Origin of the sequence: Eubacterium sulci ATCC 35585 (genome assembly GCA_001189495.1) — a bacterium.
GTDB classification, from domain to species: domain Bacteria; phylum Bacillota; class Clostridia; order Peptostreptococcales; family Anaerovoracaceae; genus Eubacterium_B; species Eubacterium_B sulci.
Map to the genome: position 1 here is coordinate 271,685 of CP012068.1, position 19,658 is coordinate 291,342.

24 protein-coding genes and 1 pseudogene are annotated in these 19,658 nt (G+C 41.0%); 21 read left to right on the plus strand and 4 right to left on the minus strand.

The genetic code is table 11. The features are described 5' to 3' along the window. Window positions 1-50: 50 nt before the first annotated feature. Window positions 51-938 carry a hypothetical protein gene (locus ADJ67_01225; protein AKT46456.1) on the minus strand — a complete coding sequence of 296 codons (888 nt, stop codon included), beginning with the start codon at window positions 936-938 and terminating at the stop codon, window positions 51-53. A gap of 114 nt (window positions 939-1,052) precedes the next feature. Between ADJ67_01225 and ADJ67_01230 the strand changes: the two genes are divergently transcribed. The 10 genes from ADJ67_01230 to ADJ67_01275 all read left to right on the plus strand — a co-directional run bounded on the left by ADJ67_01230 (window position 1,053) and on the right by ADJ67_01275 (window position 11,661). Further along, a complete protein-coding gene (locus tag ADJ67_01230; protein ID AKT46457.1) occupies window positions 1,053-1,976 on the plus strand; it encodes a hypothetical protein in 924 nt (307 codons plus the stop codon). 151 nt (window positions 1,977-2,127) lie between these two features. Next, window positions 2,128-3,423 (plus strand): enolase, encoded by a 1,296-nt coding sequence (gene eno / locus ADJ67_01235; GenBank protein ID AKT46458.1) that lies wholly within the window; start codon window positions 2,128-2,130, stop codon window positions 3,421-3,423. An 84-nt stretch (window positions 3,424-3,507) separates the two neighbouring features. Next, window positions 3,508-4,938 (plus strand): aminopeptidase A, encoded by a 1,431-nt coding sequence (locus tag ADJ67_01240; GenBank protein AKT46459.1) that lies wholly within the window; start codon window positions 3,508-3,510, stop codon window positions 4,936-4,938. A 10-nt stretch (window positions 4,939-4,948) separates the two neighbouring features. Continuing rightward, on the plus strand, window positions 4,949-5,455 hold the full coding sequence (locus tag ADJ67_01245) for a 6-O-methylguanine DNA methyltransferase (GenBank protein AKT46460.1): 507 nt from the start codon (window positions 4,949-4,951) through the stop codon (window positions 5,453-5,455). Between the two features lie 117 nt (window positions 5,456-5,572). Beyond that, window positions 5,573-5,887, plus strand: coding sequence for a CsoR family transcriptional regulator (locus ADJ67_01250; protein AKT46461.1), 315 nt, complete (start codon window positions 5,573-5,575; stop codon window positions 5,885-5,887). A gap of 25 nt (window positions 5,888-5,912) precedes the next feature. Then, window positions 5,913-8,468 carry a Cu2+-exporting ATPase gene (locus tag ADJ67_01255; GenBank protein AKT46462.1) on the plus strand — a complete coding sequence of 852 codons (2,556 nt, stop codon included), beginning with the start codon at window positions 5,913-5,915 and terminating at the stop codon, window positions 8,466-8,468. 162 nt (window positions 8,469-8,630) lie between these two features. Next, complete coding sequence (locus ADJ67_01260; GenBank protein AKT46463.1) at window positions 8,631-8,849, plus strand: FeoA family protein; 219 nt, start codon at window positions 8,631-8,633, stop codon at window positions 8,847-8,849. 16 nt (window positions 8,850-8,865) lie between these two features. Next, complete coding sequence (locus ADJ67_01265; GenBank protein AKT46464.1) at window positions 8,866-9,090, plus strand: iron transporter FeoA; 225 nt, start codon at window positions 8,866-8,868, stop codon at window positions 9,088-9,090. 36 nt (window positions 9,091-9,126) lie between these two features. Beyond that, on the plus strand, window positions 9,127-11,412 hold the full coding sequence (locus ADJ67_01270) for an iron transporter FeoB (protein AKT46465.1): 2,286 nt from the start codon (window positions 9,127-9,129) through the stop codon (window positions 11,410-11,412). Between the two features lie 39 nt (window positions 11,413-11,451). Next, on the plus strand, window positions 11,452-11,661 hold the full coding sequence (locus ADJ67_01275; protein AKT46466.1) for a hypothetical protein: 210 nt from the start codon (window positions 11,452-11,454) through the stop codon (window positions 11,659-11,661). Between the two features lie 134 nt (window positions 11,662-11,795). On the opposite strand, the gene ADJ67_01280 is transcribed toward ADJ67_01275, so the two are convergent. After that, window positions 11,796-12,059 carry a hypothetical protein gene (locus ADJ67_01280; GenBank protein AKT46467.1) on the minus strand — a complete coding sequence of 88 codons (264 nt, stop codon included), beginning with the start codon at window positions 12,057-12,059 and terminating at the stop codon, window positions 11,796-11,798. A gap of 188 nt (window positions 12,060-12,247) precedes the next feature. Between ADJ67_01280 and ADJ67_01285 the strand changes: the two genes are divergently transcribed. The 3 genes and pseudogenes from ADJ67_01285 to ADJ67_01295 all read left to right on the plus strand — a co-directional run bounded on the left by ADJ67_01285 (window position 12,248) and on the right by ADJ67_01295 (window position 13,734). Beyond that, window positions 12,248-12,442 carry a hypothetical protein gene (locus ADJ67_01285; protein ID AKT46468.1) on the plus strand — a complete coding sequence of 65 codons (195 nt, stop codon included), beginning with the start codon at window positions 12,248-12,250 and terminating at the stop codon, window positions 12,440-12,442. A gap of 561 nt (window positions 12,443-13,003) precedes the next feature. Then, window positions 13,004-13,348: pseudogene (locus ADJ67_01290) on the plus strand (hypothetical protein). 20 nt (window positions 13,349-13,368) lie between these two features. Next, window positions 13,369-13,734, plus strand: coding sequence for a hypothetical protein (locus ADJ67_01295; protein AKT46469.1), 366 nt, complete (start codon window positions 13,369-13,371; stop codon window positions 13,732-13,734). Window positions 13,735-13,837: 103 nt separating this feature from the next. On the opposite strand, the gene ADJ67_01300 is transcribed toward ADJ67_01295, so the two are convergent. Both ADJ67_01300 and ADJ67_01305 read right to left on the minus strand, forming a co-directional pair. Continuing rightward, window positions 13,838-14,206, minus strand: coding sequence for a hypothetical protein (locus tag ADJ67_01300; protein AKT46470.1), 369 nt, complete (start codon window positions 14,204-14,206; stop codon window positions 13,838-13,840). 39 nt (window positions 14,207-14,245) lie between these two features. Further along, complete coding sequence (locus ADJ67_01305; protein ID AKT46471.1) at window positions 14,246-14,608, minus strand: hypothetical protein; 363 nt, start codon at window positions 14,606-14,608, stop codon at window positions 14,246-14,248. 677 nt (window positions 14,609-15,285) lie between these two features. On the opposite strand from ADJ67_01305, the gene ADJ67_01310 reads away from it, so the two are divergent. From ADJ67_01310 to ADJ67_01345, 8 genes are all read left to right on the plus strand, one after another. After that, window positions 15,286-15,597 carry a 30S ribosomal protein S10 gene (locus ADJ67_01310; protein ID AKT46472.1) on the plus strand — a complete coding sequence of 104 codons (312 nt, stop codon included), beginning with the start codon at window positions 15,286-15,288 and terminating at the stop codon, window positions 15,595-15,597. 76 nt (window positions 15,598-15,673) lie between these two features. Further along, complete coding sequence (locus ADJ67_01315) at window positions 15,674-16,309, plus strand: 50S ribosomal protein L3 (GenBank protein ID AKT46473.1); 636 nt, start codon at window positions 15,674-15,676, stop codon at window positions 16,307-16,309. A gap of 26 nt (window positions 16,310-16,335) precedes the next feature. Beyond that, window positions 16,336-16,959, plus strand: coding sequence for a 50S ribosomal protein L4 (locus ADJ67_01320; GenBank protein ID AKT46474.1), 624 nt, complete (start codon window positions 16,336-16,338; stop codon window positions 16,957-16,959). Further along, on the plus strand, window positions 16,959-17,249 hold the full coding sequence (locus ADJ67_01325) for a 50S ribosomal protein L23 (protein AKT46475.1): 291 nt from the start codon (window positions 16,959-16,961) through the stop codon (window positions 17,247-17,249). Before ADJ67_01320 ends, ADJ67_01325 begins: the two co-directional genes overlap by 1 nt. Window positions 17,250-17,266: 17 nt before the next feature. After that, window positions 17,267-18,100 (plus strand): 50S ribosomal protein L2, encoded by an 834-nt coding sequence (rplB, locus tag ADJ67_01330; protein ID AKT46476.1) that lies wholly within the window; start codon window positions 17,267-17,269, stop codon window positions 18,098-18,100. Between the two features lie 16 nt (window positions 18,101-18,116). Then, on the plus strand, window positions 18,117-18,395 hold the full coding sequence (locus ADJ67_01335; GenBank protein ID AKT46477.1) for a 30S ribosomal protein S19: 279 nt from the start codon (window positions 18,117-18,119) through the stop codon (window positions 18,393-18,395). A 17-nt stretch (window positions 18,396-18,412) separates the two neighbouring features. Then, on the plus strand, window positions 18,413-18,754 hold the full coding sequence (locus ADJ67_01340) for a 50S ribosomal protein L22 (GenBank protein AKT46478.1): 342 nt from the start codon (window positions 18,413-18,415) through the stop codon (window positions 18,752-18,754). Between the two features lie 11 nt (window positions 18,755-18,765). Beyond that, the gene (locus tag ADJ67_01345) at window positions 18,766-19,644 is read left to right on the plus strand and encodes a 30S ribosomal protein S3 (protein AKT46479.1); all 879 of its coding nucleotides are present in this window, start codon (window positions 18,766-18,768) and stop codon (window positions 19,642-19,644) included. Window positions 19,645-19,658: the final 14 nt, after the last annotated feature.

The window sequence follows — 19,658 nt, forward strand, 5'->3', positions numbered from 1 at the left end:
AAAAAGACTTGTGCAAGCTCCAAGAAGCACACAAGCCTTTGATATCTAATTTATAGCATTATCTCGCCACTTGCGAGTAGAGCTGCCTTGCCTCCAACTTTGATCTTGCAGTCAACTGAGCCGCCAGCCTTCGAATCAGCGTTGATTTCAGTGAGTATGGCTGATGGTCTTCCCATAGCTTCTCCCTGAACTAGGTTACAGCTATCACTAGCACCAATGCATCTGTTCAGGTAGAGGTAGTAGGTCAAAGCGCCGCTTGCTGTTCCAGTTGCAGCTTCCTCATCTATGTCGTAAAGAGGTGCAAAGTTTCTGCAGTGCGCGGTAACGCCATCCTCTGAGTCAAGGGTAAATGCGTGAACTCCTGTAACCTTGTATTCCTCAGATACCTTTGATAAAAGGAACATATCTGGCTGAAGTGCCTCAAGTTCTTCTTTTGTCTTAACCGGCAGCATTATATCTGGAAGACCAGTTGAGATGATCATTGGGCGAAGCTCTAGGCTTGCATCGTACTCAGTGCCCATTATTTCATAAATCCTATCAAGTTCAAGTGGGTTATCCATAAGGTGCATGAACTTTGGTGCAGCCATTTCCATCATTACGAAGGAATCCTTGACTTCAATATTGATATCACCTGCCTTTGTATGGTTTAGGCACTGGCAATTCTCAGAGATTACTCCTGCACTCATCAAGCAGTAGAAGGCTGCAATTGTGGCATGTCCACAGAGGTCAACCTCGGCAACTGGAGTAAAATATCTAACATTGAACTCGTTATCTGAGAGCTGCTTTATAAATGCTGTCTCTGAGTAGCGAAGCTCAGCTGCGGTCTTTATCATGGTTTCATCTGACGGAAAGTCTGTGCCACTTGGAAGAAGCACAACGCCTGCTGGGTTGCCGCCAAAGAGTGTATCGCTGAATGCGTCAGCAATGAAAAATTTCATAGGATATCCTCACTTTCAGATTTTTATCTGAGTAAAGTATATATCAATATTCTATTCTTGCAAAGAGAAAGAATTTATATGAATTTAAATATATAGGAGAAAGATAATAAGGAAATGACAGAGAAAAATATATCTAAGCTAGATAGCGGAAGACCAAGCTTCTTAGAAAAGTATGTAAAAATAATAGTAGTGCTAGCCGTGATTGCAGGTTCGTCATCGGGCATCTTTGGTAGAGCGATTGAGGCGCCTTCAATGGCCATAGGTTTCTGGAGGCTCACACTAGGGCTTCCATTCTTTGCAATACCAGTGCTTATAAAAGAGCGAAAAGAACTTGTTTCTGTATCAAAGAAGAACCACATAAGCACCTTCCTTGCAGGAGCATTTCTGTTTGGACATTTCTTTTGCTGGTTCAATGCAGTTAAGCTCACGAACATAGGTAGTGCAGTCGTTTTAGCAGCGCTTCATCCGCTCGTAGTGATAATTTTAACGGTTTTCGTGTTTAAGCGTAAGGTGAGCGTGAGACAAATTCTTGGAATCGTTCTCGCCTTGCTGGGTGGAACTATGGTTGCTGGTTTTGATTACAGGGAGCTTTCGCAGGGAAACTTCATTGGTGATATTCTTGCTTTTCTTGCAGCAATCTTCATGGGACTATATTTTGCAATTGGAAACGAAGTCCGAAAGGAAGTTAGTGGAAAAGTATATGTATTTCTCGTATTCTTAGCCTGCTGGATTTGTTTTACCATAGGGGTAATTGCAACAAAGACACCAGTGCTAGGCTACTCACTCAAGGATTATGCTTTGATTTTGGGTTTAACTTTGGTATGCCAGATAGGTGCACATGCAGTGTTTAACCTCTGCTTCGGCTATGTCGATTCGCTCTATGTATCTGCTTGGGAATCTGGAGAATCAGTGTTTGCAATTATCCTGAGCATCATATTCCTAGGACAGTTCCCAACGCAGTGGGAGATTATGGGATGTGCAGTCGTTGTAGCAGGCCTTTTATACTACAACTATTTCTCATCAAAACAAGAAAAATAAGTTTTTCGTATTTGCATAGATTTGGGGAATAAACTATAATAGGGATGTAGGCTTAATGCCTATCGAAAAGAATATATAACGCACTGCAAGATGCAGCCGTATATTGAATTAATTATGAAACGAATTCAAGTAACTGAAAGGAATGAGAGATATGGCTTATTTGGAAATCGTACAGGTTATAGGTAGAGAAATTATGGATTCACGTGGCAATCCTACTGTTGAGGCTGAAGTATATCTAGAGGATGGTAGCATGGGCAGAGGTGCTGCACCAAGTGGAGCTTCCACAGGTGAATTTGAGGCGCTCGAGCTCAGAGACGGTGATAAGAGCAGATATGACGGCAAGGGAGTTCTCAAGGCCGTTGATTTTATCAACAATGAGATCGATGAGCTTCTTCTAGGAATGGATGCTTCAGATATCTACGCTATAGACAAGGCGATGATAGAGGCTGATGGAACAGAGGATAAGTCACGCTTTGGTGCGAATGCTATTCTTGCGGTTTCTATTGCTTGTGCTAAGGCAGCAGCTAACTCACTAGACATTCCGCTATATAGATTCCTAGGAGGACAGTTCGGAAACGTTCTTCCTGTACCTATGATGAACATCCTAAACGGTGGTGCACACGCAAGCAACACTGTTGATACACAGGAATTCATGATTATGCCTGTTGGAGCATCAAGCTTTGCAGAGGGTCTTCGTCAGTGCGCTGAGGTATATCACAAGCTAGGCAAGCTTCTCAAGGCAGAAGGATATGCTACATCAGTAGGTGATGAGGGTGGATATGCACCTAACCTATCAAGCGACGAGGAAACTCTAGAGTACATCCTAAAGGCAATCAAGGATTGTGGCTATGAACCAGGCAAGGACTTCGTTCTCGCCATGGATGCAGCAGCAAGTGAGTGGAAGGGCAGTGCTAAGGGCCAGTACAAGCAGCCAAAGAGTGGCAAGGAATTCACATCAGCTGAGCTAGTTGCACACTGGAAGTCACTGGTTGATAAATATCCTATCGTTTCAATCGAAGACGGTCTTGATGAAGAGGATTGGGAAGGTTGGAAGAAGATGACAGAAGAGCTCGGCGATAGGCTTCAGATTGTCGGCGATGATCTATTTGTTACAAATACTAAGAGACTCCACAAGGGAATCGAGCAGGGTTGCGCTAACTCAATCCTAATCAAGCTAAATCAGATCGGTTCAGTTTCAGAGACAATCGAGGCTATCAAGATGGCTCAGAAGGCAGGTTATACAGCAGTTGTTTCACACCGCTCTGGAGAAACTGAAGATACAACAATCGCTGATCTTGCAGTAGCACTTAACGCAGGACAGATTAAGACAGGAGCTCCTAACAGAAGTGAGAGAGTTGCTAAATACAACCAGCTACTTCGCATAGAGGAAGAGCTTGACGAGAATGCAAAGTATGCAGGACTTGAAGCGTTCAACCAAAAACACTAATTAATGTAAAATGGACTGTGTGCGGGCCTTGGTCATGTGCACAGTCTTTCTTAAAACTAAATTTAACTAAAGGAGGATGATAATATGCAGTACAAATTATCAAATAAGCCTCTTTCAGAGCTAAGCTGTGATTACGAGCTTTGCTTTGTAGAAGGAGACAAGATAGAAAATCTAGCGGATAAGGATGTTCTTGAGCTATGTAAGTTCAGCGAAGGAGATGTAATGGATGTACCAACATCACGCAGAGTTTATGCTAGTCTTGAGGATAAGGATTTAGAATCGCTAAGACTTGTTCTAGCAAAGGTTGTTAGCAAAATTAAGGCGCACAAGATTAAGAGTCTAAAGACTAAGCTTTTTGCAAACGATGTTTCAGCTGAGGATACTTATGCTGCATTTGTTGAGGGGTTTGAGCTTTCAATGTACTCATTTGACAAGTACAAGAGCGATGCAGAGGCATCAACTCTAGAGGAAGTTGTTCTATGTGAGCTTGCAGATTCAGACCTAGAATCAGCGCAGAAGGGCCTTGACAGAGGACTTAAGATTGCTGGTGCTACTAACTATGTTCGTGACATAGTCAATGAAATTCCACAGATTTATACACCACAGAAGATGGCGGAGGACGCTAAGGCTCTAACTGAATTAGAAGGCGTTAGCTGTGAGGTTTTCGGCAAGGATTATCTAAAAGAGCAGAATATGAACGCCTTTCTTGCGGTAAATCAAGCTTCGCCACATGATCCAGTGCTAGTGCATATGACATACAAGCCAAGTGGAGAATGCAAGGGTAGGTACGCGTTTGTCGGAAAAGGATTGACATACGATACAGGAGGACTTTCACTAAAGCCAAGTCAGTCAATGTTAACAATGAAGTCAGATAAGGGAGGAGCTGCGGCTGCTCTAGGTGTGATTAAGGCAGCTGCTGAGATGAAGCTACCTTTTGAGATTCATGCGGTCCTTGGATGTACAGAAAATGCGATTGGTGGCAAAGGATATAAACCAGATGATATTATTAGAACACGTGCAGGGGTGACTATTGAAGTTACAAACACAGATGCAGAGGGAAGACTCGTTCTTGCTGACTGTCTATCATGGGCTCAGGACATGATCAAGCCTGATTATATCTTTGACATGGCAACTTTAACTGGGGCTATCAGTGTTGGTATCGGAATTTATACAACTGGAATCATCGGAAACAATGTACACTTGCAACATGATTTCAAGATGAATGGCGAAAAGAGCGGAGAGCTACTTTCAATTATGGAGTTCAATAGACATCTAAGGCCTTTGATTAAGTCAAAGGTTGCTGATATTCAGAACTCGGTTTCAGGTGGAAGTGGTGGTGCAATCACTGCAGGGCTCTTCCTAGATAGATTTATTAAGCCTGAATACAAGGATAAGTGGCTTCACCTTGATATTGCTGGACCTGCGTATGCAGAATCAGCTTGGGGGTATAACCACGTTGGTGGAACAGGTGCAGGCGTAAGATTCTGCGTATACTACCTACTCTCCAAAATGTAGGAATTTGCAAATGCAAGTATGCGGAAAATACGTATCGCCAATTGGCGATATAGTGCTATGCGCTGATAATCAAGGGCTTACGGGTCTTTGGTTTGAGGGCGAAAGTGCGGATGCTAGGCATAAGCCAGCTGAAATGCAAGATTGCGATGCAGCTAAATTCATTGAGGAGGCTAAGACCTGGCTAGATATTTACTTTGATGGAAGGGAACCTGGCTTTACACCAAAGCTTCACCTCATCGGAACTGATTTTCGTTTAGAGGTTTGGAAAAGACTTTTAGAAATTCCATATGGAAAGACGGTTTCCTACGGTGAAATTGCTATGGAACTTGCTCGCAAAAGAGGAATAGAGAGGATGGCTGCTCAAGCTGTAGGCGGAGCAGTTGGACATAACGATATTTCTATAATAGTTCCATGCCATAGAGTAATCGGAAGCGATGGAAAGCTTACGGGCTACGGTGGAGGACTAGATAAGAAAGTATTTTTACTAGAACTTGAGCAGGGCAAAAAATCAGAGTAAAACAATATTTGTAAAGGACGACGGACTAGTTCCGTCGTTTTTTTTGTAGAAAATGCTTGAATATACCCCTAGGGGGTATATAATGCTAAGTATGATATATAGAGTCGGAGGAAGAAGATGACTGATTGTAACAAGGTATGCAAGACGTGTTGTCATAAAACAAAGCATAGGGATGAAAAAGAATATAAGGATTTGATAAATCGCTTGAGCCGGATAGAGGGTCAAATTCGTGGTCTCAAATCCATGATAGAAAGCGATGCATACTGCCCAGATATTCTTGTTCAGGCAAGTGCAACTGCGGCTGCGCTAAACAGTTTCAGCAGAGTGCTTCTTAGCAATCACATAAAAAGCTGTGTGGTTGATGATATAAGAGATGGTAAGGACGAGGTCGTAGATGAACTCGTTAATACCTTACAGAAGATGATGAGGTAATGTAGGAAGGAGCTAGGTATAGGCTATGGAAAAATATATAGTAACGGGAATGAGCTGTGCTGCGTGTCAGGCTCGAGTGGAAAAGGCTGTATCAAAGCTGCCGGGTGTGGATAATTGTGCTGTCAGCCTTTTGACCAACACAATGGGTGTTGATGGAAGTGCATCCAGCGCTGAGATAATAAAGGCTGTAGAAGATGCGGGATATGGAGCAAAGCTTCAAGTAGCAGACGAAGAAGATGCTCAGTCTGCTATTCAGTCAGGTGTAAATGAGAGCATTCTCGAAGATCATGAAACTCCAGTGCTCAAAAAAAGGCTGATTTCATCGCTCGGATTTTTATTAGTTTTGATGTATGTATCTATGGGACATATGATGTGGGGCTTTCCACTTCCAGGATTTATGGATGGAAACCATGTAGCTATGGGAATAGTGCAGATGTTTCTTTCGGGAATCATCATGGTCATAAATCAAAAGTTCTTCGTAAGTGGTTTTAAGTCCTTTATTCATGGAGCGCCTAATATGGATACGCTCGTAGCGCTTGGCTCAGGGGCTTCATTTGCTTGGAGCAGCTATGTACTTCTTGCGATGACAGGCGCACAGCTTGCCGGAGATACTGCTCAAGTCGAAGCATATATGCACGAATTCTATTTTGAATCGGCCGCTATGATAGTGACTTTAATCACTGTAGGAAAGATGCTAGAGGCAAGATCAAAAGGAAAAACTACCGACGCCCTAAAAGGCATAATGAAGCTTGCACCAAAGACAGCGATACTATTTGAGAATGGCGAGGAAAAGGAAGTTCCTATTGAACAAGTTAAAATAGGAGATATCTTTGTTGTTAAGCCTGGAGCTAGCATCCCAGTTGACGGATTTGTCGAAGAGGGCGAAAGCTCTGTGGACGAATCTGCTTTGACAGGAGAAAGCATTCCAGTGGATAAGACGGTTGGAGATCAGGTCTCTGCAGCAACTGTAAATCAAGCAGGATACATAAAGTGTAGAGCAACTAGGGTAGGAAAAGACACAACGCTATCAAAGATAATCAGTATGGTCAGCGATGCTGCAGCTACAAAAGCTCCAATTGCAAAAATTGCAGATAAAGTCTCAGGAGTATTCGTGCCTGCTGTAATCGCAATATCACTTGTAACTATGGTAATATGGCTTTTAGTCGGAAGAGAACCTGGCTTTGCGCTAGCTAGAGGAATAGCGGTTCTTGTAATCAGCTGTCCTTGTGCGCTTGGACTTGCAACACCAGTTAGTATCATGGTCGGAAACGGTGTCGGGGCCAGAAACGGAATACTATTTAAGACTGCGGTGTCTCTTGAAGAAACAGGAAAAGCTCAATATGTAGTTTTAGATAAGACTGGAACCATAACCGAAGGGAATCCTAAGGTAAAGGATATTGTTGTTGCAGATGGATTTGATGAAGAGAGGCTCATCAAAATCGCAGGAAGCTTGGAAAAATACAGCGAGCATCCTCTAGCAAAGGCGGTCACTGACTATGTGCAAGGCAAGGGTGTGGATCTCTCGTCAAGCGAACTGACAGGCTTTGCTGCGGTTGCCGGAAACGGCCTCAAAGGAAAGTTAGGAGAAATAGAGCTCGCAGGTGGAAATCGTGATTTTATAGAGAAATACGCGGATATAAACGAAGACTTTGCAAAACGAATAGACGAGCTATCAAAGGAAGGAAAAACTGCTCTATACTTCTGTGAGAACGGAAGGTTAGCAGGTGTCATAGCTGTGGCAGATCCGATTAAGGAGGAAAGCGCTCAGGCTATCAAAGAACTCGATAACATGGGAATTGAGGTTGTTATGCTTACTGGCGACAATCAGCTAGTCGCAGAATCCATTGCAAAACAGGCAGGCATCAAAAATGTAATCGCTGGTGTTAAGCCTGACGGCAAAGAAGAAGTTATATCAAATCTAAAGAAAAGAGGCAAGGTCGTGATGGTTGGAGACGGGATCAATGACGCTCCAGCTTTGACGAGGGCAGATATGGGAATCGCCATTGGTGCAGGAACGGATATAGCTATAGATGCAGCCGATGTGGTTTTGATGAACAGTAAGCTCAGCGATGTTTCTGCAGCTATAAGACTTTCGAGGGCGACATTAAGGAACATACATGAAAATCTATTCTGGGCTTTCATATATAATGTAATAGGAATTCCGCTTGCGGCAGGTGCGTGGATTCATTTGACAGGATGGACAATGAACCCGATGTTCGGTGCACTAGCAATGAGCCTATCAAGTTTCTGTGTTGTATCAAATGCGCTAAGATTAAACCTCTTTGATGTGCATAGCGCTTCAAAGGATAAAAAAATAAAATTCAATAATACAAACGATTTCATTGAGGAGGAAAGTGAAATGAAAAAGAAGATGGAAATTGAAGGAATGATGTGCGGTCACTGCGAAGCTACTGTAAAGAAGGCTTTGGAGGAAGTGGATGGCGTTAAGAACGCAGATGTTAACCACAAAAAGGGTGTAGCTGTTGTTAAGCTATCAAAGGAAGTTTCCGATGATATTCTGAAGAAGGCTGTAGAAGACAAGGAATATGTGGTTAAATCTGTAGAATCAAAACTCTTCTAATGCAAACTAAATTTTAATAAAAAGGACCTCGGTTAAGTTAAAAAAAATTGCTAGAGGTCCTTAAATTTTGTGTATTAGTTAGCATTGACAAATACTAGTTAGTTAGTATAAACTAAGATGTAAACGAAAAAATGGATTTTAGAGATCGTGGAGGTGAGTAATATGCCACTAAGTATGGTAGAGACAGGAAAAACTGTGGTAGTAGTAAGGGTCGGTGGTGCGCCAGCGGTCAAACAGAGACTGGCTGATTTGGGTTTTGTAGAGGGAACTCAGATTGATATTATACAGGCACAGAGCGGAAACTTAATTGTTAAAGTTAAGGATTCCAAACTAGCAATCACTAAGGAAATGGCAAATAAAATAGTGGTAAATCCGCTTTAATTTAAGGAGGGAAATTATGAGAACTTTACGCGATGTACCAGTTGGCGAAACCGCAAAGGTAATAAAGCTTCATGGTGAGGGTTCAGTTAAAAGAAGAATCATGGACATGGGCATTACAAAGGGAGTAGAAATCTACGTTAGAAAGCTAGCTCCTTTAGGCGATCCAATGGAGCTCAACATAAGAAACTATGAGCTTTCTATTCGCAAAGCAGATGCTGCAATGATAGAAGTAGAAGAATAATTCTAGGACAAAACTTTTAATCGAAAGGAGTAAATAATGGCAATTACAATTGCGTTAGCTGGAAACCCTAACTGTGGTAAAACAACGCTTTTTAATGCTTTAACTGGAGCAAACCAGTACGTCGGCAACTGGCCAGGCGTTACAGTAGAGAGGAAGGAAGGTAGATATAAGGGTAACAAGGATGTTGTTATTCAGGACCTTCCAGGTATATATTCGCTTTCTCCATATACATTGGAGGAGGTTGTTTCGAGAGAATATCTCGTAACACAGAGACCTGATGCGATTTTGAACATCGTTGATGGTACAAATATTGAGAGAAACCTATATTTGACGACACAGCTACTTGAGCTTGGTATTCCTGTAGTTATCGCTGTCAACATGATAGACCTTGTTCGTAAGAACGGTGACACTATTGATGTAGATGCACTCAGTAAGAGCATAGGCTGCCCTGTTATTGAAATCAGTGCTCTTAAGGGAGAGGGTCACAAGGAAGCTGCAGAGCTAGCAATTAAAGCTGCTGAAGCGCATAAGCTGGTTAACGTGGATGGAAACTTTGCTGATGCAATAGAAGAAACTATTGCTAAGATTAAAGCTGACATCAAGGGAATCGTACCTGAAGAGCTAGAGCGCTGGTATGCAATCAAGATCTTCGAGAGAGACCCTAAGGTTATGGAGTCTATTTCACTTGGCGATAAGGCTGATGAAATCGAGCAGATTACTGTGGCATGTGAGACAGCTGAGGATGATGATTCAGAGAGCATCATCACAAATGAAAGATATTCATACATTGCAAATATAACAGCAGATTCGGTTCATAAGATTAGAACAAAGGACAATATGACCACATCTGATAAGATTGATAAGGTCGTTACAAGCAGAATCTTTGGTCTGCCTATATTTGTTCTGATAATGTTCTTTGTCTATGCTATATCAATGGGTGATTGGAAAATCTCAATTGGTAAGAAGATGACAGACTATGCCAACGATGTAATCTTTGCGGAGTGGGTTCCTAAGGGCCTTGAAGCATTGTTTGGAGCTCTTGGCATCTCAGACAAAAGCTGGATCTTCGGTCTAGTAAATGACGGAATCGTCGCAGGTGTTGGAGCTGTATTAGGCTTCATTCCGCAGATGTTCGTTCTGTTCCTATTCCTCTCAATACTTGAGGATATCGGATACATGTCTCGTGTAGCCTTCGTTATGGATAGAATCTTCCGCCACTTCGGACTCTCAGGAAAGAGCTTTATCCCTTACATGGTTGCAACAGGCTGCGGTGTACCGGGCGTTATGGCTTCACGTACAATCGAGCAGGAAAGAGACCGTAAGCTAACAGTTATGACTGCAACCTTCATGCCTTGCGGAGCAAAGCTTCCTATGATAGCGCTTATCGCAGGTGCTATATTCAATGGCTCAGCTTATGTTGCTGTATCAGCTTACTTCATTGGAATAGTATCAATTATACTATCAGCTATAATTTTAAAGAAATTCAAGGCTTTTGCAGGAGATGCAGCACCGTTTGTAATGGAGCTTCCAGCTTATCACATCACATCGGTTAAGAACATTCTTCGTACTGCATTTGATCGTGCATTTTCATTTATTAAGAGAGCTGGATCAGTTATCCTTATTGCTTCAATAATCCTATGGTTCTTAACGAGCTACGGATTTGTAAATGGTAAGTTCGGTAAGGTTGCCACTTTGTTCGAGGACAAGGATGTTGCAACAGCTGAATACCAGAAGGAACTAGCTCAGAAGAGACATATAAGCCTAGATGAGGTTAACCCTATGGACGCATCGCTTCTTGCAAGCGTTGGTGATACAGTTGCACCTATATTCAGACCTCTAGGATTTGGATCATGGAAACCAACTGTTGCTACAGTAACAGGTCTTGTTGCTAAGGAACAGGTTGTAGGTACATTTGGTGTGCTATATAACTACGACGACTCTAAGGAAGCACTCGGAGATAATGGTGAACAGATTTGGGCAAATGTAGCAAAGGATTATAGTGGTCCTGCTGGAATGGCATTCCTAGTATTTAACTTACTATGCGCTCCTTGCTTTGCTGCTATCGGTGCTATCAAGCGTGAGATGGGTAATGGTAAATGGACATGGGCTGCAATCGGATGGCTAACTGGATGGGCATATTGCATATCTCTAATCGCATACAATATTGGTGGTGTCATAACTGGAGAGTCCGGTTTCGGAGTAGGTCCTATAGTTTCACTAGTGTTAATTGCGGGTATAGTATACCTGCTAGTGAGAAAGGGCGCAGAGCCAGAACACTCAAGCAAGTCAGTTACTGCAGTTGAGGCTGCAGACGCAAAATAAATTTCTACCGAGTATTGGTAGAAGAAAGGATGGTGAGATATGTCTCCATATTTAGGATATACAATTGCGATTGGAATACTCGCCGTCATCGTTTTCTTTAGCGGACGAGTTGTGGTAAGAAATATCAGAAAACAGCTCAGAGGCGAGAGCACCTGTTCAGGGTGCGGAGGTGGTGACGGATGTTCTTGTAGTCATTGCCACGGAGCAGATGATGTCGCAAAGGAAATAGAAGAGAAATTCAACCAATAGCTTAATAGAAGGGCTATCTTGCAAATGCAGGATAGCCTCTTTTATTTGCATAAATGGCTTAAAAACAATAATTTTTTATTGTTACATACAATAATAGCTCTATAGTGATATATTGTAACTGCAAATGAATAATATCATATGGAGGGATTTTTTGCACCTACACGATAATTTAGAGTACATTTATTTTCTGTAAGACAAAGTAAATAGTCGGTAGAAACATTATAAAACTGTGTAAGTGTAACTGAATTACCATGATTGATTTCTTTATAATCATCATTTTCATAGTTACCTAAAGCAGATTTTGAAATACCTGTTAGTTTAGCTAATTCCTCTAAATTCAAATTATGAGCAACTCTTAAATCTTTTAAGCGTTCCTGTAAGGTTATTTTACACTTCATAACAGATAATCTCATTGATACAAAATATTATATCATACTATTTCCTTAATCGCGGAAAAATATGAATAAAAGTAGATATTCCAAAATTTAGGATATACGGGAATAGAGAAAAAAATAAAATAAATTCGGCAATATATACTTGTAAAAGTCTTTCGAATAAGTTATACTACAATTAAATAGAGTTAGAGATGACTAATGAGAAGAGAAATAGAATTAGAGAAGTTAGGAAAATGAAAAATATTACACAAGCAAAACTTGTAGAAAATATAAGCATTACAAGGCAGTATATAAGTTTAATAGAGGTGGGTGATGAAACGCCATCGCTAAAAGTAGTTAATGAAATAGCTACTGCTTATAGGAACTTGTATGTATGCAATTTTTGATTTAGATAGTACGGGTATGTATAGGCGTACATGTTGTAATAATTAGCTTAATACTAGCTGAAACAGTATTCAAAATCTAAAATATAAAATTATATAAGTATATAAGGAGGTGAAAATTTATGAATTATATCAATCCTCAAAGGTATAGAAATGGAGATATTTATATCAATGCACTTTTATAAAAAAGCAAGATAATAAAGAATTTAAAAAATTCCAGCGTTTTGCTACCATACTATGTAGATTTAAATGATTTATGAATTTAGAAACTTGATTACGATAGGAGGCAATAGAATGAAAAAGATAATATCAATGTTATTGGTGTGTTGTATGATATTCATATCATCTTCCAGTGTATTTGCAGCAGATATGAAAAGTTCAAATTCATACCAAGCAAAAGTTCAGAATGGACTTTCTTCAGATATCAGTCATTATTTTACAAAAGATAGCAATGGTGATATACATTTCACTGCTACTAAGTCTGAGCTTATTTCTTTAGGAATATCTGAAAAAGATGCAGAAATAATGACATCATTCACTTCTGATGAATTGAATAGTTTTGCTGAACAATTAGATTCTAGTTTGGTTATTAGTGAGGATGCTACTGTTGTTAGTGATACAGACACTCCATCTATTCAGCCATTTGGTTTTGTAGGTATATATTTAAAATTAGGTCCAAAAGTAAGGTCGATGGCAGCAGTTCCGGCTGGTGCTTTTGCGGCAGGTTTTGTAGGGTGGCATTTAAAGGAACTTGCTAAAGCAGGCCCATGGGCAGCAGGCGTAGCAGCAGCGCTTTCTGCTTCCGTTGGAGGTATTGTTGCTTGGGCTGTAAAAAATCATCTAAAAACAGTTCCCGTTGGTAAAGATATTCCAGTCGTGTCGTGGTCTAGAAATGTCTATATACCATAATTGATAGAGGCATGCATGGAATGTTAGTTTTATTCACTATAATAGTATGTGTAGTGTCATATCTAATGAATATTAGTGCATTTTTATTGTACATTTCATATGTTGTGGGATTTGCAATATTAAAAGGTTTTTTATCGGATGAGTTAAAAGATGTATTCAACATAAGAAAAGCTAAAGATATTTATAATAAAGTAGGGCTTTTTAATTCTATAGATTCATTTAGCTCGCTACTATTAATAACTTTCTATTATGTTTTTAATAAGTATGAATATTTTAGCTTTGAGTATATGGTTCCGATTATTTTATGCTACATCCTGACTTACAGATTTTTATTTTGGGATATTGCATATAAAGTAAATCATTTATTTCTTAAGGACAGTCAATAGAAAAAGTAACTTAGAATAATTATTGGTACTTTAAATTATCGTGTGAGTACCAATAAAATCAATAGCACTTCGAGTATTTGAGCTTGAAGTGCTTTTTGAATGCTCATTCTCTAATTTTCTTGTATGTACCTCTTTTTCTTTTAGGAACACTATCACTATGTAGACTATCGTTTAGTGCATATTGAACATCTCGTGAAAGGGAATAGATAACTCTCTTTCTAAAGCGTGTAAAATTGCTAATTCCTCTCGATACTGATAGGTAAGTACGCAGTTTTCCGTTAACATTTTCAGTGAATGAGTTAGATAGTTTTCTGTCATCATACGGTCTAAGATATGAGTTTAGGATTTTCTCTCTCCAGTTAATGAGTATCTCTGTAAACTCATTAAACTGCCTAATTCCGGATGTTTTAAAGGCTTTAAGCATATCATCATAAACATTAATAGCTTCATCATATGAGCAGTCTTTATTCATATTTCGATAAAGCTCTTTAAGGCTATATGCTTTAGATAATTAAGGAAAAGTCTTGAATATCATTTCTCTTAAGTCCCTTCTGTTAAGTTTGCATTTGAAGCGTGAATTGTATACCTTGTCATTATCAAGGTATACACTATCTTTTGTAAGAAGATGGCTCCATTTCTTAAGCAGATAATATGCATTTGAACCATATGGTGACATGTTCATTAAGTCTATTCTAAGACGTTCAAAACCTTGGGTAAGGTGCTTTATGACATGGAAAGGATCTACAGCTACTACGCGGTTAGGAAAGTATGTTCTTGCGACATCTTTATACGGTTCCCACATATCAATAGTAACATATTTCACCTTTGTTCTTTCTTCCCTAGGAATCTTGGAGAAGAATAGCGAAAGTGTCATTTTGCTTCTTGAATCAAGTATATCCCAAACGGTTCGTCTTTCGTTATCTACTAATATACAAAGATAACTTGAATTACGTCTTGATAATTCCCGGCTGTGTAATTCATCAAGCATAAGTATGGTAAAATCAATATTTGGAATGATAAATTCCTACCTTCATAGTGATATATTGTGACTGCAAATCAATCATATCCTATGGAGGGATTTTTTGCACCCACACGATAATTTAGAGTGCTATACCTTTAATAGTAGCTTTTGATATAACAAAATATATTAAACCCTGAATAATGCACTGTAACAAACACCAATATGCGTGGACATAAATCAAAACTTACAAGCGTTGAAAATACAAGATTTGATCTATAGAAAAATAATGAAAAATAGCTAAAACTTTTTCGAAAAAAGACTTGTAATTTGAATCAAAGTATAATACAATAATATGGCTTGCTTTGGGCGAAGACGCAGGAAGTTGCTGAGCTATCAGGTAATTTCTGCTGAGAAATGTCCCCTCAAGAAGGGGGCGAAGGCGTTCGCCGATTTGATTTGCGTAAAAACTAAACAAACGCACGGAGGCGTGTATAAAGTAAGCAAAAAGATTGTACGCCTTGGAAAAACCGGCGTTAGAACACCTTGTACAAGCATAGCGAAAACAGTACAAAAGAAAACAGGAGGAAAAAATGAGCGAACTTCAGAAAATCAGAATCAGGCTAAAAGCATATGATCATGCTTTGCTTGACAGATCAGCTGCAAAACTTGTAGAGACAGCAAAGAAAACAGGTGCTGATGTATCAGGACCAATTCCACTTCCAACAGAGAAGGAAGTTGTAACAATCCTAAGAGCTGTTCACAAGTATAAGGACAGCAGAGAGCAGTTTGAGCAGAGAACACACAAGCGTTTGATCGTAATCACAAATGCAACACCACAGACGGCTGATGCACTTACAAGAATCGATCTTCCAGCTGGCGTTGATGTAGAAATCAAGCTGTAACAATTAACAAGTAAGGGACACTCCCCTTAGAAGAACGCACATAAGTGCGGTCCAATGTAAGAATCGGAGGAAAGATATGAAAACAATTTTAGGAAAGAAAATCGGCATGACACAGATTTTCGCGGAGACAGGAGAAGTTGTTCCTGTTACCGTTATCCAGGCAGGACCTGAGGTAGTAACTCAGATTAAGACTGTCGAGACAGATGGCTACAATGCAGTGCAGGTTGGCTATGAGGATACACTTGCTCATAGAGTTAACAAGCCTCTAACAGGTCACTTCGCTAAGAGTGGTTCACCACTTAAGAAGTATCTTGCAGAGTTTGCTATCGAAGAAGGTGAGAACTACGAGCTAGGTCAGGAAATCACAGTTGCTGATTTTGAGGCTGGCAAGAAGGTAGACGTTACCGGAACATCAAAAGGTAAGGGTACACAGGGTAACATCAAGAGACATGGACATCACAGAGGTCCTATGACTCATGGTTCCAAACACAAGAGATTGGCTGGTGCTTTAGCCGGTGCTACTTATCCGTCAAGAGTCTTCAAGGGAAATAAATCCCCAGGAAGAATGGGACGCGAAACAGTTACAGTACAGAATGTCGAACTAGTAAAGATCGACACTGACAGGAACCTTCTACTGGTCAAGGGTGCGGTTCCAGGCGGCAAGGGAAGCCTCGTAAGAGTTCGCTACGCTGTCAAGGGTCAGGACAAATAGGACCGTAGGAAAGGAGGAAGCACACAATGGCTAAAGTAACAATGCTCAACATGGAAGGCAAGGAAGCAGGAACTCTAGAACTTAGAGATGAAATCTTCGCTATCGAGCCTAACGAAAGCGCTGTGCATGCAGTAGTAGTTAACTACCTAGCAAACCAGAGACAGGGCACACAGTCTGCAAAGACAAGATCAGAAGTCAGAGGCGGCGGCAGAAAGCCTTTCAGACAGAAGGGAACAGGACGTCACAGACAGGGAAGCAGCACAGATCCTTCACAGATCGGAGGCGGTATCGTATTCGCTCCAAAGCCAAGGGATTACAGATATGCAGTTCCTAAGAAGCTAAAGAGATTGGCTCTCAAGTCAGTTCTTTCAGCTAAGGTTGCTGACAATGATTTAATCGTTCTAGATGAACTAAAGATGAACGAACCAAAGACAAAAGAGATGGTAAAGGTGCTATCAAATGTCAAGGCTGGCAAGAAGGCACTTATCGTAACAGCAGAGAAGGACGACAATGTTGTAAAGTCTGCTGCAAACATCCCTGGAGTTAGAACGGTTCTAGCAAATACGATGAACGTTTATGAAATCGTAAATCACGGTAGCCTCATTCTAACAAAGGATGCAGTTGCAAAGATCGAGGAGGTATATAAATAATGAAAACTCCATACGACGTAATAATCAAGCCGGTAATCTCAGAGAGAAGCATGGATATTGCACCGGACAAGAAATACACATTCAAAGTTGCTGTTGATGCTAACAAGACAGAAGTTAAGCAGGCAGTTGAAGAAATCTTTGGTGTAGAAGTTAAGAAAGTCAATGTTATGAACATGGACGGAAAACTCAAGAGAATGGGAAGAACCGAAGGCAGAAGAGCAGCTTATAAGAAGGCAATCGTAACGCTAACTGCTGATAGCAAAGAAATCGAATTCTTCCAGAGCTTGTAATAGGAGGTAGGCATAATATGGGAATCAGAAAATATAATCCGACCTCTCCTGGCTTGAGAGGAATGACGGTTTCAACTTTTGAGGAAATCACAGCATCCAAGCCGGAAAAGTCACTTACAGTTGCTCTTAAGAAGCACGCAGGAAGAAACTCAAGAGGTAAGATTACTGTAAGACACAGAGGTGGCGGAGCTAAAGCTAAGTACAGAATCATAGATTTTAAGAGAAACAAGGATGATATCGCAGGAAGAGTTGCTACTATCGAGTACGACCCTAACAGAACTGCAAACATCGCTTTGATAGTATACGCAGACGGTGAGAAGAGATACATCATCGCACCAAGCGGACTAAAGGTAGGAGACAAGATCTTCTCAGGTCCAGAGGCCGATATCAAAGTCGGAAATGCACTTCCAATCGCAAACATCCCTGTAGGTACAGTTATCCACTGTATCGAGATGAAGCCTGGTAAGGGCGCACAGATTGCTAGATCAGCAGGAAATGGCGCTCAGCTAATGGCTAAGGAAGACAAGTACGCACAGGTAAGACTACCATCCGGAGAAGTTAGAAAGATTCTTATCAACTGCAGAGCTACAATCGGCGAAGTTGGTAACGAAGATCACGCTAACATCCAGATCGGTAAGGCTGGTAAGGTAAGACATATGGGTAGAAGACCTCACGTAAGAGGATCTGTAATGAACCCTAATGATCACCCACACGGTGGTGGTGAGGGCCGTTCGCCAATCGGACGTAAGAGCCCAGTTACTCCTTGGGGTAAGCCAACTCTTGGTTACAAGACAAGGAAGAAGAACAAGCCATCTAACCAGTATATCGTTAAGAGAAGAAATGAGAAATAAGGAAGGAGCATAGACAATGAGCAGATCGATCAAAAAAGGCCCTTTCGTCGCACCGAAGTTGCTTAAGGCTATCGAGGCTATGAACGCAGCTAACGACAAGAAAGTCCTAAAGACTTGGTCAAGATCATCGACCATATTTCCGCAGATGATAGGTCACACTATCGCGGTACACGACGGCAGAAAACATGTTCCTGTATATATCACAGAAGACATGGTAGGCCACAAGCTCGGAGAATTTGCTCCGACAAGAACATACAAGGGTCATGCCGCAGATAAATCATCTAAGGTTAGATAAGAAAAGGAGATAATCAAATGGAAGCAAAAGCAATTGCAAAATATGTAAGAATGTCTCCTATCAAGCTAAAGCCTGTTGCTGACTTGGTAAGAGGCAAAGACTTGAACGAGGCATTGACTATCCTCAAGTTCACTCCTGGCAAGGGTTCCGAAATCGTCGAGAAGGTTGCTCTATCAGCGGCAGCGAACGCAGAGAACAACTTTGACATGGACCGCGACAATCTATATGTTGCAGAGATTAAGATCAATCAGGGTCCAACAATGAAGAGATGGAGAGCAGGAGCTCAGGGCAGAGCGTCAATGATCCTAAAGAGATCGAGCCATGTAAGTGTAACTCTAAAGGAAAAAGGCGAAGAATAGGAGGTTCATGAATGGGTCAGAAAGTTAGTCCACACGGCCTAAGAGTGGGCGTAATCAAAGACTGGGATTCAAAATGGTATGCCGGCAAAGCAAACTTTGCTGATATGCTTGTTGAAGATAATAAAATCAGATCATTCGTAAAGAAAAAGCTTTATGCAGCAGGCGTTTCAAAGGTTGTCATCGAAAGAGCCGCAGAGAATAAGGTAAAGGTAATTGTCCTTACTGCTCGCCCTGGTATGGTAATCGGAAGAGAGGGAAGCGGAATCGACGAACTCAAGGCTGCACTTGTTAAGCTAGTAGGTAAGGATGTAGACATCTCTATCGTAGAGGTAAGAAGAGCTGAGCTTGATGCACAGCTAACTGCAGAGAGTGTTGCTCAGGCACTAGAGAGACGTGTTTCTTTCAGAAGAGCTATGAAGCAGGCTATGCAGAGAACCATGAAGGCTAACGCAAAGGGAATTAAGATCCTTTGTTCAGGAAGACTTGGTGGTGCAGAAATCGCTAGAAGCGAGAAGTACGCAGAGGGTAACGTTCCACTACACACAATCAGAGCTGACATCGATTACGGATTTGCTGAAGCAGATACAACATACGGTAAGATCGGTGTTAAGGTTTGGATTAACCACGGCGAAATCCTAGACAAGGGTCTTCAGAGTGCAATTCGTGAAGAAAAGCGTGAGAAGACTGAGCGCAAGGGTAACAGACGCGACAGAAGAGATGGAGATCGTCGCAAGAACAATAACCGTCGTGAAAGAAACGATAGAAACAGCCGTGATGGAAAGCCATCAATTCCAAAGGCTGCAAACAAGAGAATTAGAGCACCAAAGCCAGCTCCTGCAGTAGAAGCAGAAGCACCACAGGTTGAGGAAGCTCCGCAGACTGAAGAATAGAAGGAAGGAGGAAC

What these genes read in the sequence shown, in the direction of transcription:
- ADJ67_01225 (AKT46456.1), bottom strand. Translation starts at nt 938, where the DNA reads ATGAAATTTTTCATTGCTGACGCATTCAGCGATACACTCTTTGGCGGC.
- ADJ67_01230 (AKT46457.1), top strand. Translation starts at nt 1,053, where the DNA reads ATGACAGAGAAAAATATATCTAAGCTAGATAGCGGAAGACCAAGCTTC.
- eno (AKT46458.1), top strand. Translation starts at nt 2,128, where the DNA reads ATGGCTTATTTGGAAATCGTACAGGTTATAGGTAGAGAAATTATGGAT.
- ADJ67_01240 (AKT46459.1), top strand. Translation starts at nt 3,508, where the DNA reads ATGCAGTACAAATTATCAAATAAGCCTCTTTCAGAGCTAAGCTGTGAT.
- ADJ67_01245 (AKT46460.1), top strand. Translation starts at nt 4,949, where the DNA reads ATGCAAGTATGCGGAAAATACGTATCGCCAATTGGCGATATAGTGCTA.
- ADJ67_01250 (AKT46461.1), top strand. Translation starts at nt 5,573, where the DNA reads ATGACTGATTGTAACAAGGTATGCAAGACGTGTTGTCATAAAACAAAG.
- ADJ67_01255 (AKT46462.1), top strand. Translation starts at nt 5,913, where the DNA reads ATGGAAAAATATATAGTAACGGGAATGAGCTGTGCTGCGTGTCAGGCT.
- ADJ67_01260 (AKT46463.1), top strand. Translation starts at nt 8,631, where the DNA reads ATGCCACTAAGTATGGTAGAGACAGGAAAAACTGTGGTAGTAGTAAGG.
- ADJ67_01265 (AKT46464.1), top strand. Translation starts at nt 8,866, where the DNA reads ATGAGAACTTTACGCGATGTACCAGTTGGCGAAACCGCAAAGGTAATA.
- ADJ67_01270 (AKT46465.1), top strand. Translation starts at nt 9,127, where the DNA reads ATGGCAATTACAATTGCGTTAGCTGGAAACCCTAACTGTGGTAAAACA.
- ADJ67_01275 (AKT46466.1), top strand. Translation starts at nt 11,452, where the DNA reads ATGTCTCCATATTTAGGATATACAATTGCGATTGGAATACTCGCCGTC.
- ADJ67_01280 (AKT46467.1), bottom strand. Translation starts at nt 12,059, where the DNA reads ATGAAGTGTAAAATAACCTTACAGGAACGCTTAAAAGATTTAAGAGTT.
- ADJ67_01285 (AKT46468.1), top strand. Translation starts at nt 12,248, where the DNA reads ATGACTAATGAGAAGAGAAATAGAATTAGAGAAGTTAGGAAAATGAAA.
- ADJ67_01295 (AKT46469.1), top strand. Translation starts at nt 13,369, where the DNA reads ATGTTAGTTTTATTCACTATAATAGTATGTGTAGTGTCATATCTAATG.
- ADJ67_01300 (AKT46470.1), bottom strand. Translation starts at nt 14,206, where the DNA reads ATGAATAAAGACTGCTCATATGATGAAGCTATTAATGTTTATGATGAT.
- ADJ67_01305 (AKT46471.1), bottom strand. Translation starts at nt 14,608, where the DNA reads ATGACACTTTCGCTATTCTTCTCCAAGATTCCTAGGGAAGAAAGAACA.
- ADJ67_01310 (AKT46472.1), top strand. Translation starts at nt 15,286, where the DNA reads ATGAGCGAACTTCAGAAAATCAGAATCAGGCTAAAAGCATATGATCAT.
- ADJ67_01315 (AKT46473.1), top strand. Translation starts at nt 15,674, where the DNA reads ATGAAAACAATTTTAGGAAAGAAAATCGGCATGACACAGATTTTCGCG.
- ADJ67_01320 (AKT46474.1), top strand. Translation starts at nt 16,336, where the DNA reads ATGGCTAAAGTAACAATGCTCAACATGGAAGGCAAGGAAGCAGGAACT.
- ADJ67_01325 (AKT46475.1), top strand. Translation starts at nt 16,959, where the DNA reads ATGAAAACTCCATACGACGTAATAATCAAGCCGGTAATCTCAGAGAGA.
- rplB (AKT46476.1), top strand. Translation starts at nt 17,267, where the DNA reads ATGGGAATCAGAAAATATAATCCGACCTCTCCTGGCTTGAGAGGAATG.
- ADJ67_01335 (AKT46477.1), top strand. Translation starts at nt 18,117, where the DNA reads ATGAGCAGATCGATCAAAAAAGGCCCTTTCGTCGCACCGAAGTTGCTT.
- ADJ67_01340 (AKT46478.1), top strand. Translation starts at nt 18,413, where the DNA reads ATGGAAGCAAAAGCAATTGCAAAATATGTAAGAATGTCTCCTATCAAG.
- ADJ67_01345 (AKT46479.1), top strand. Translation starts at nt 18,766, where the DNA reads ATGGGTCAGAAAGTTAGTCCACACGGCCTAAGAGTGGGCGTAATCAAA.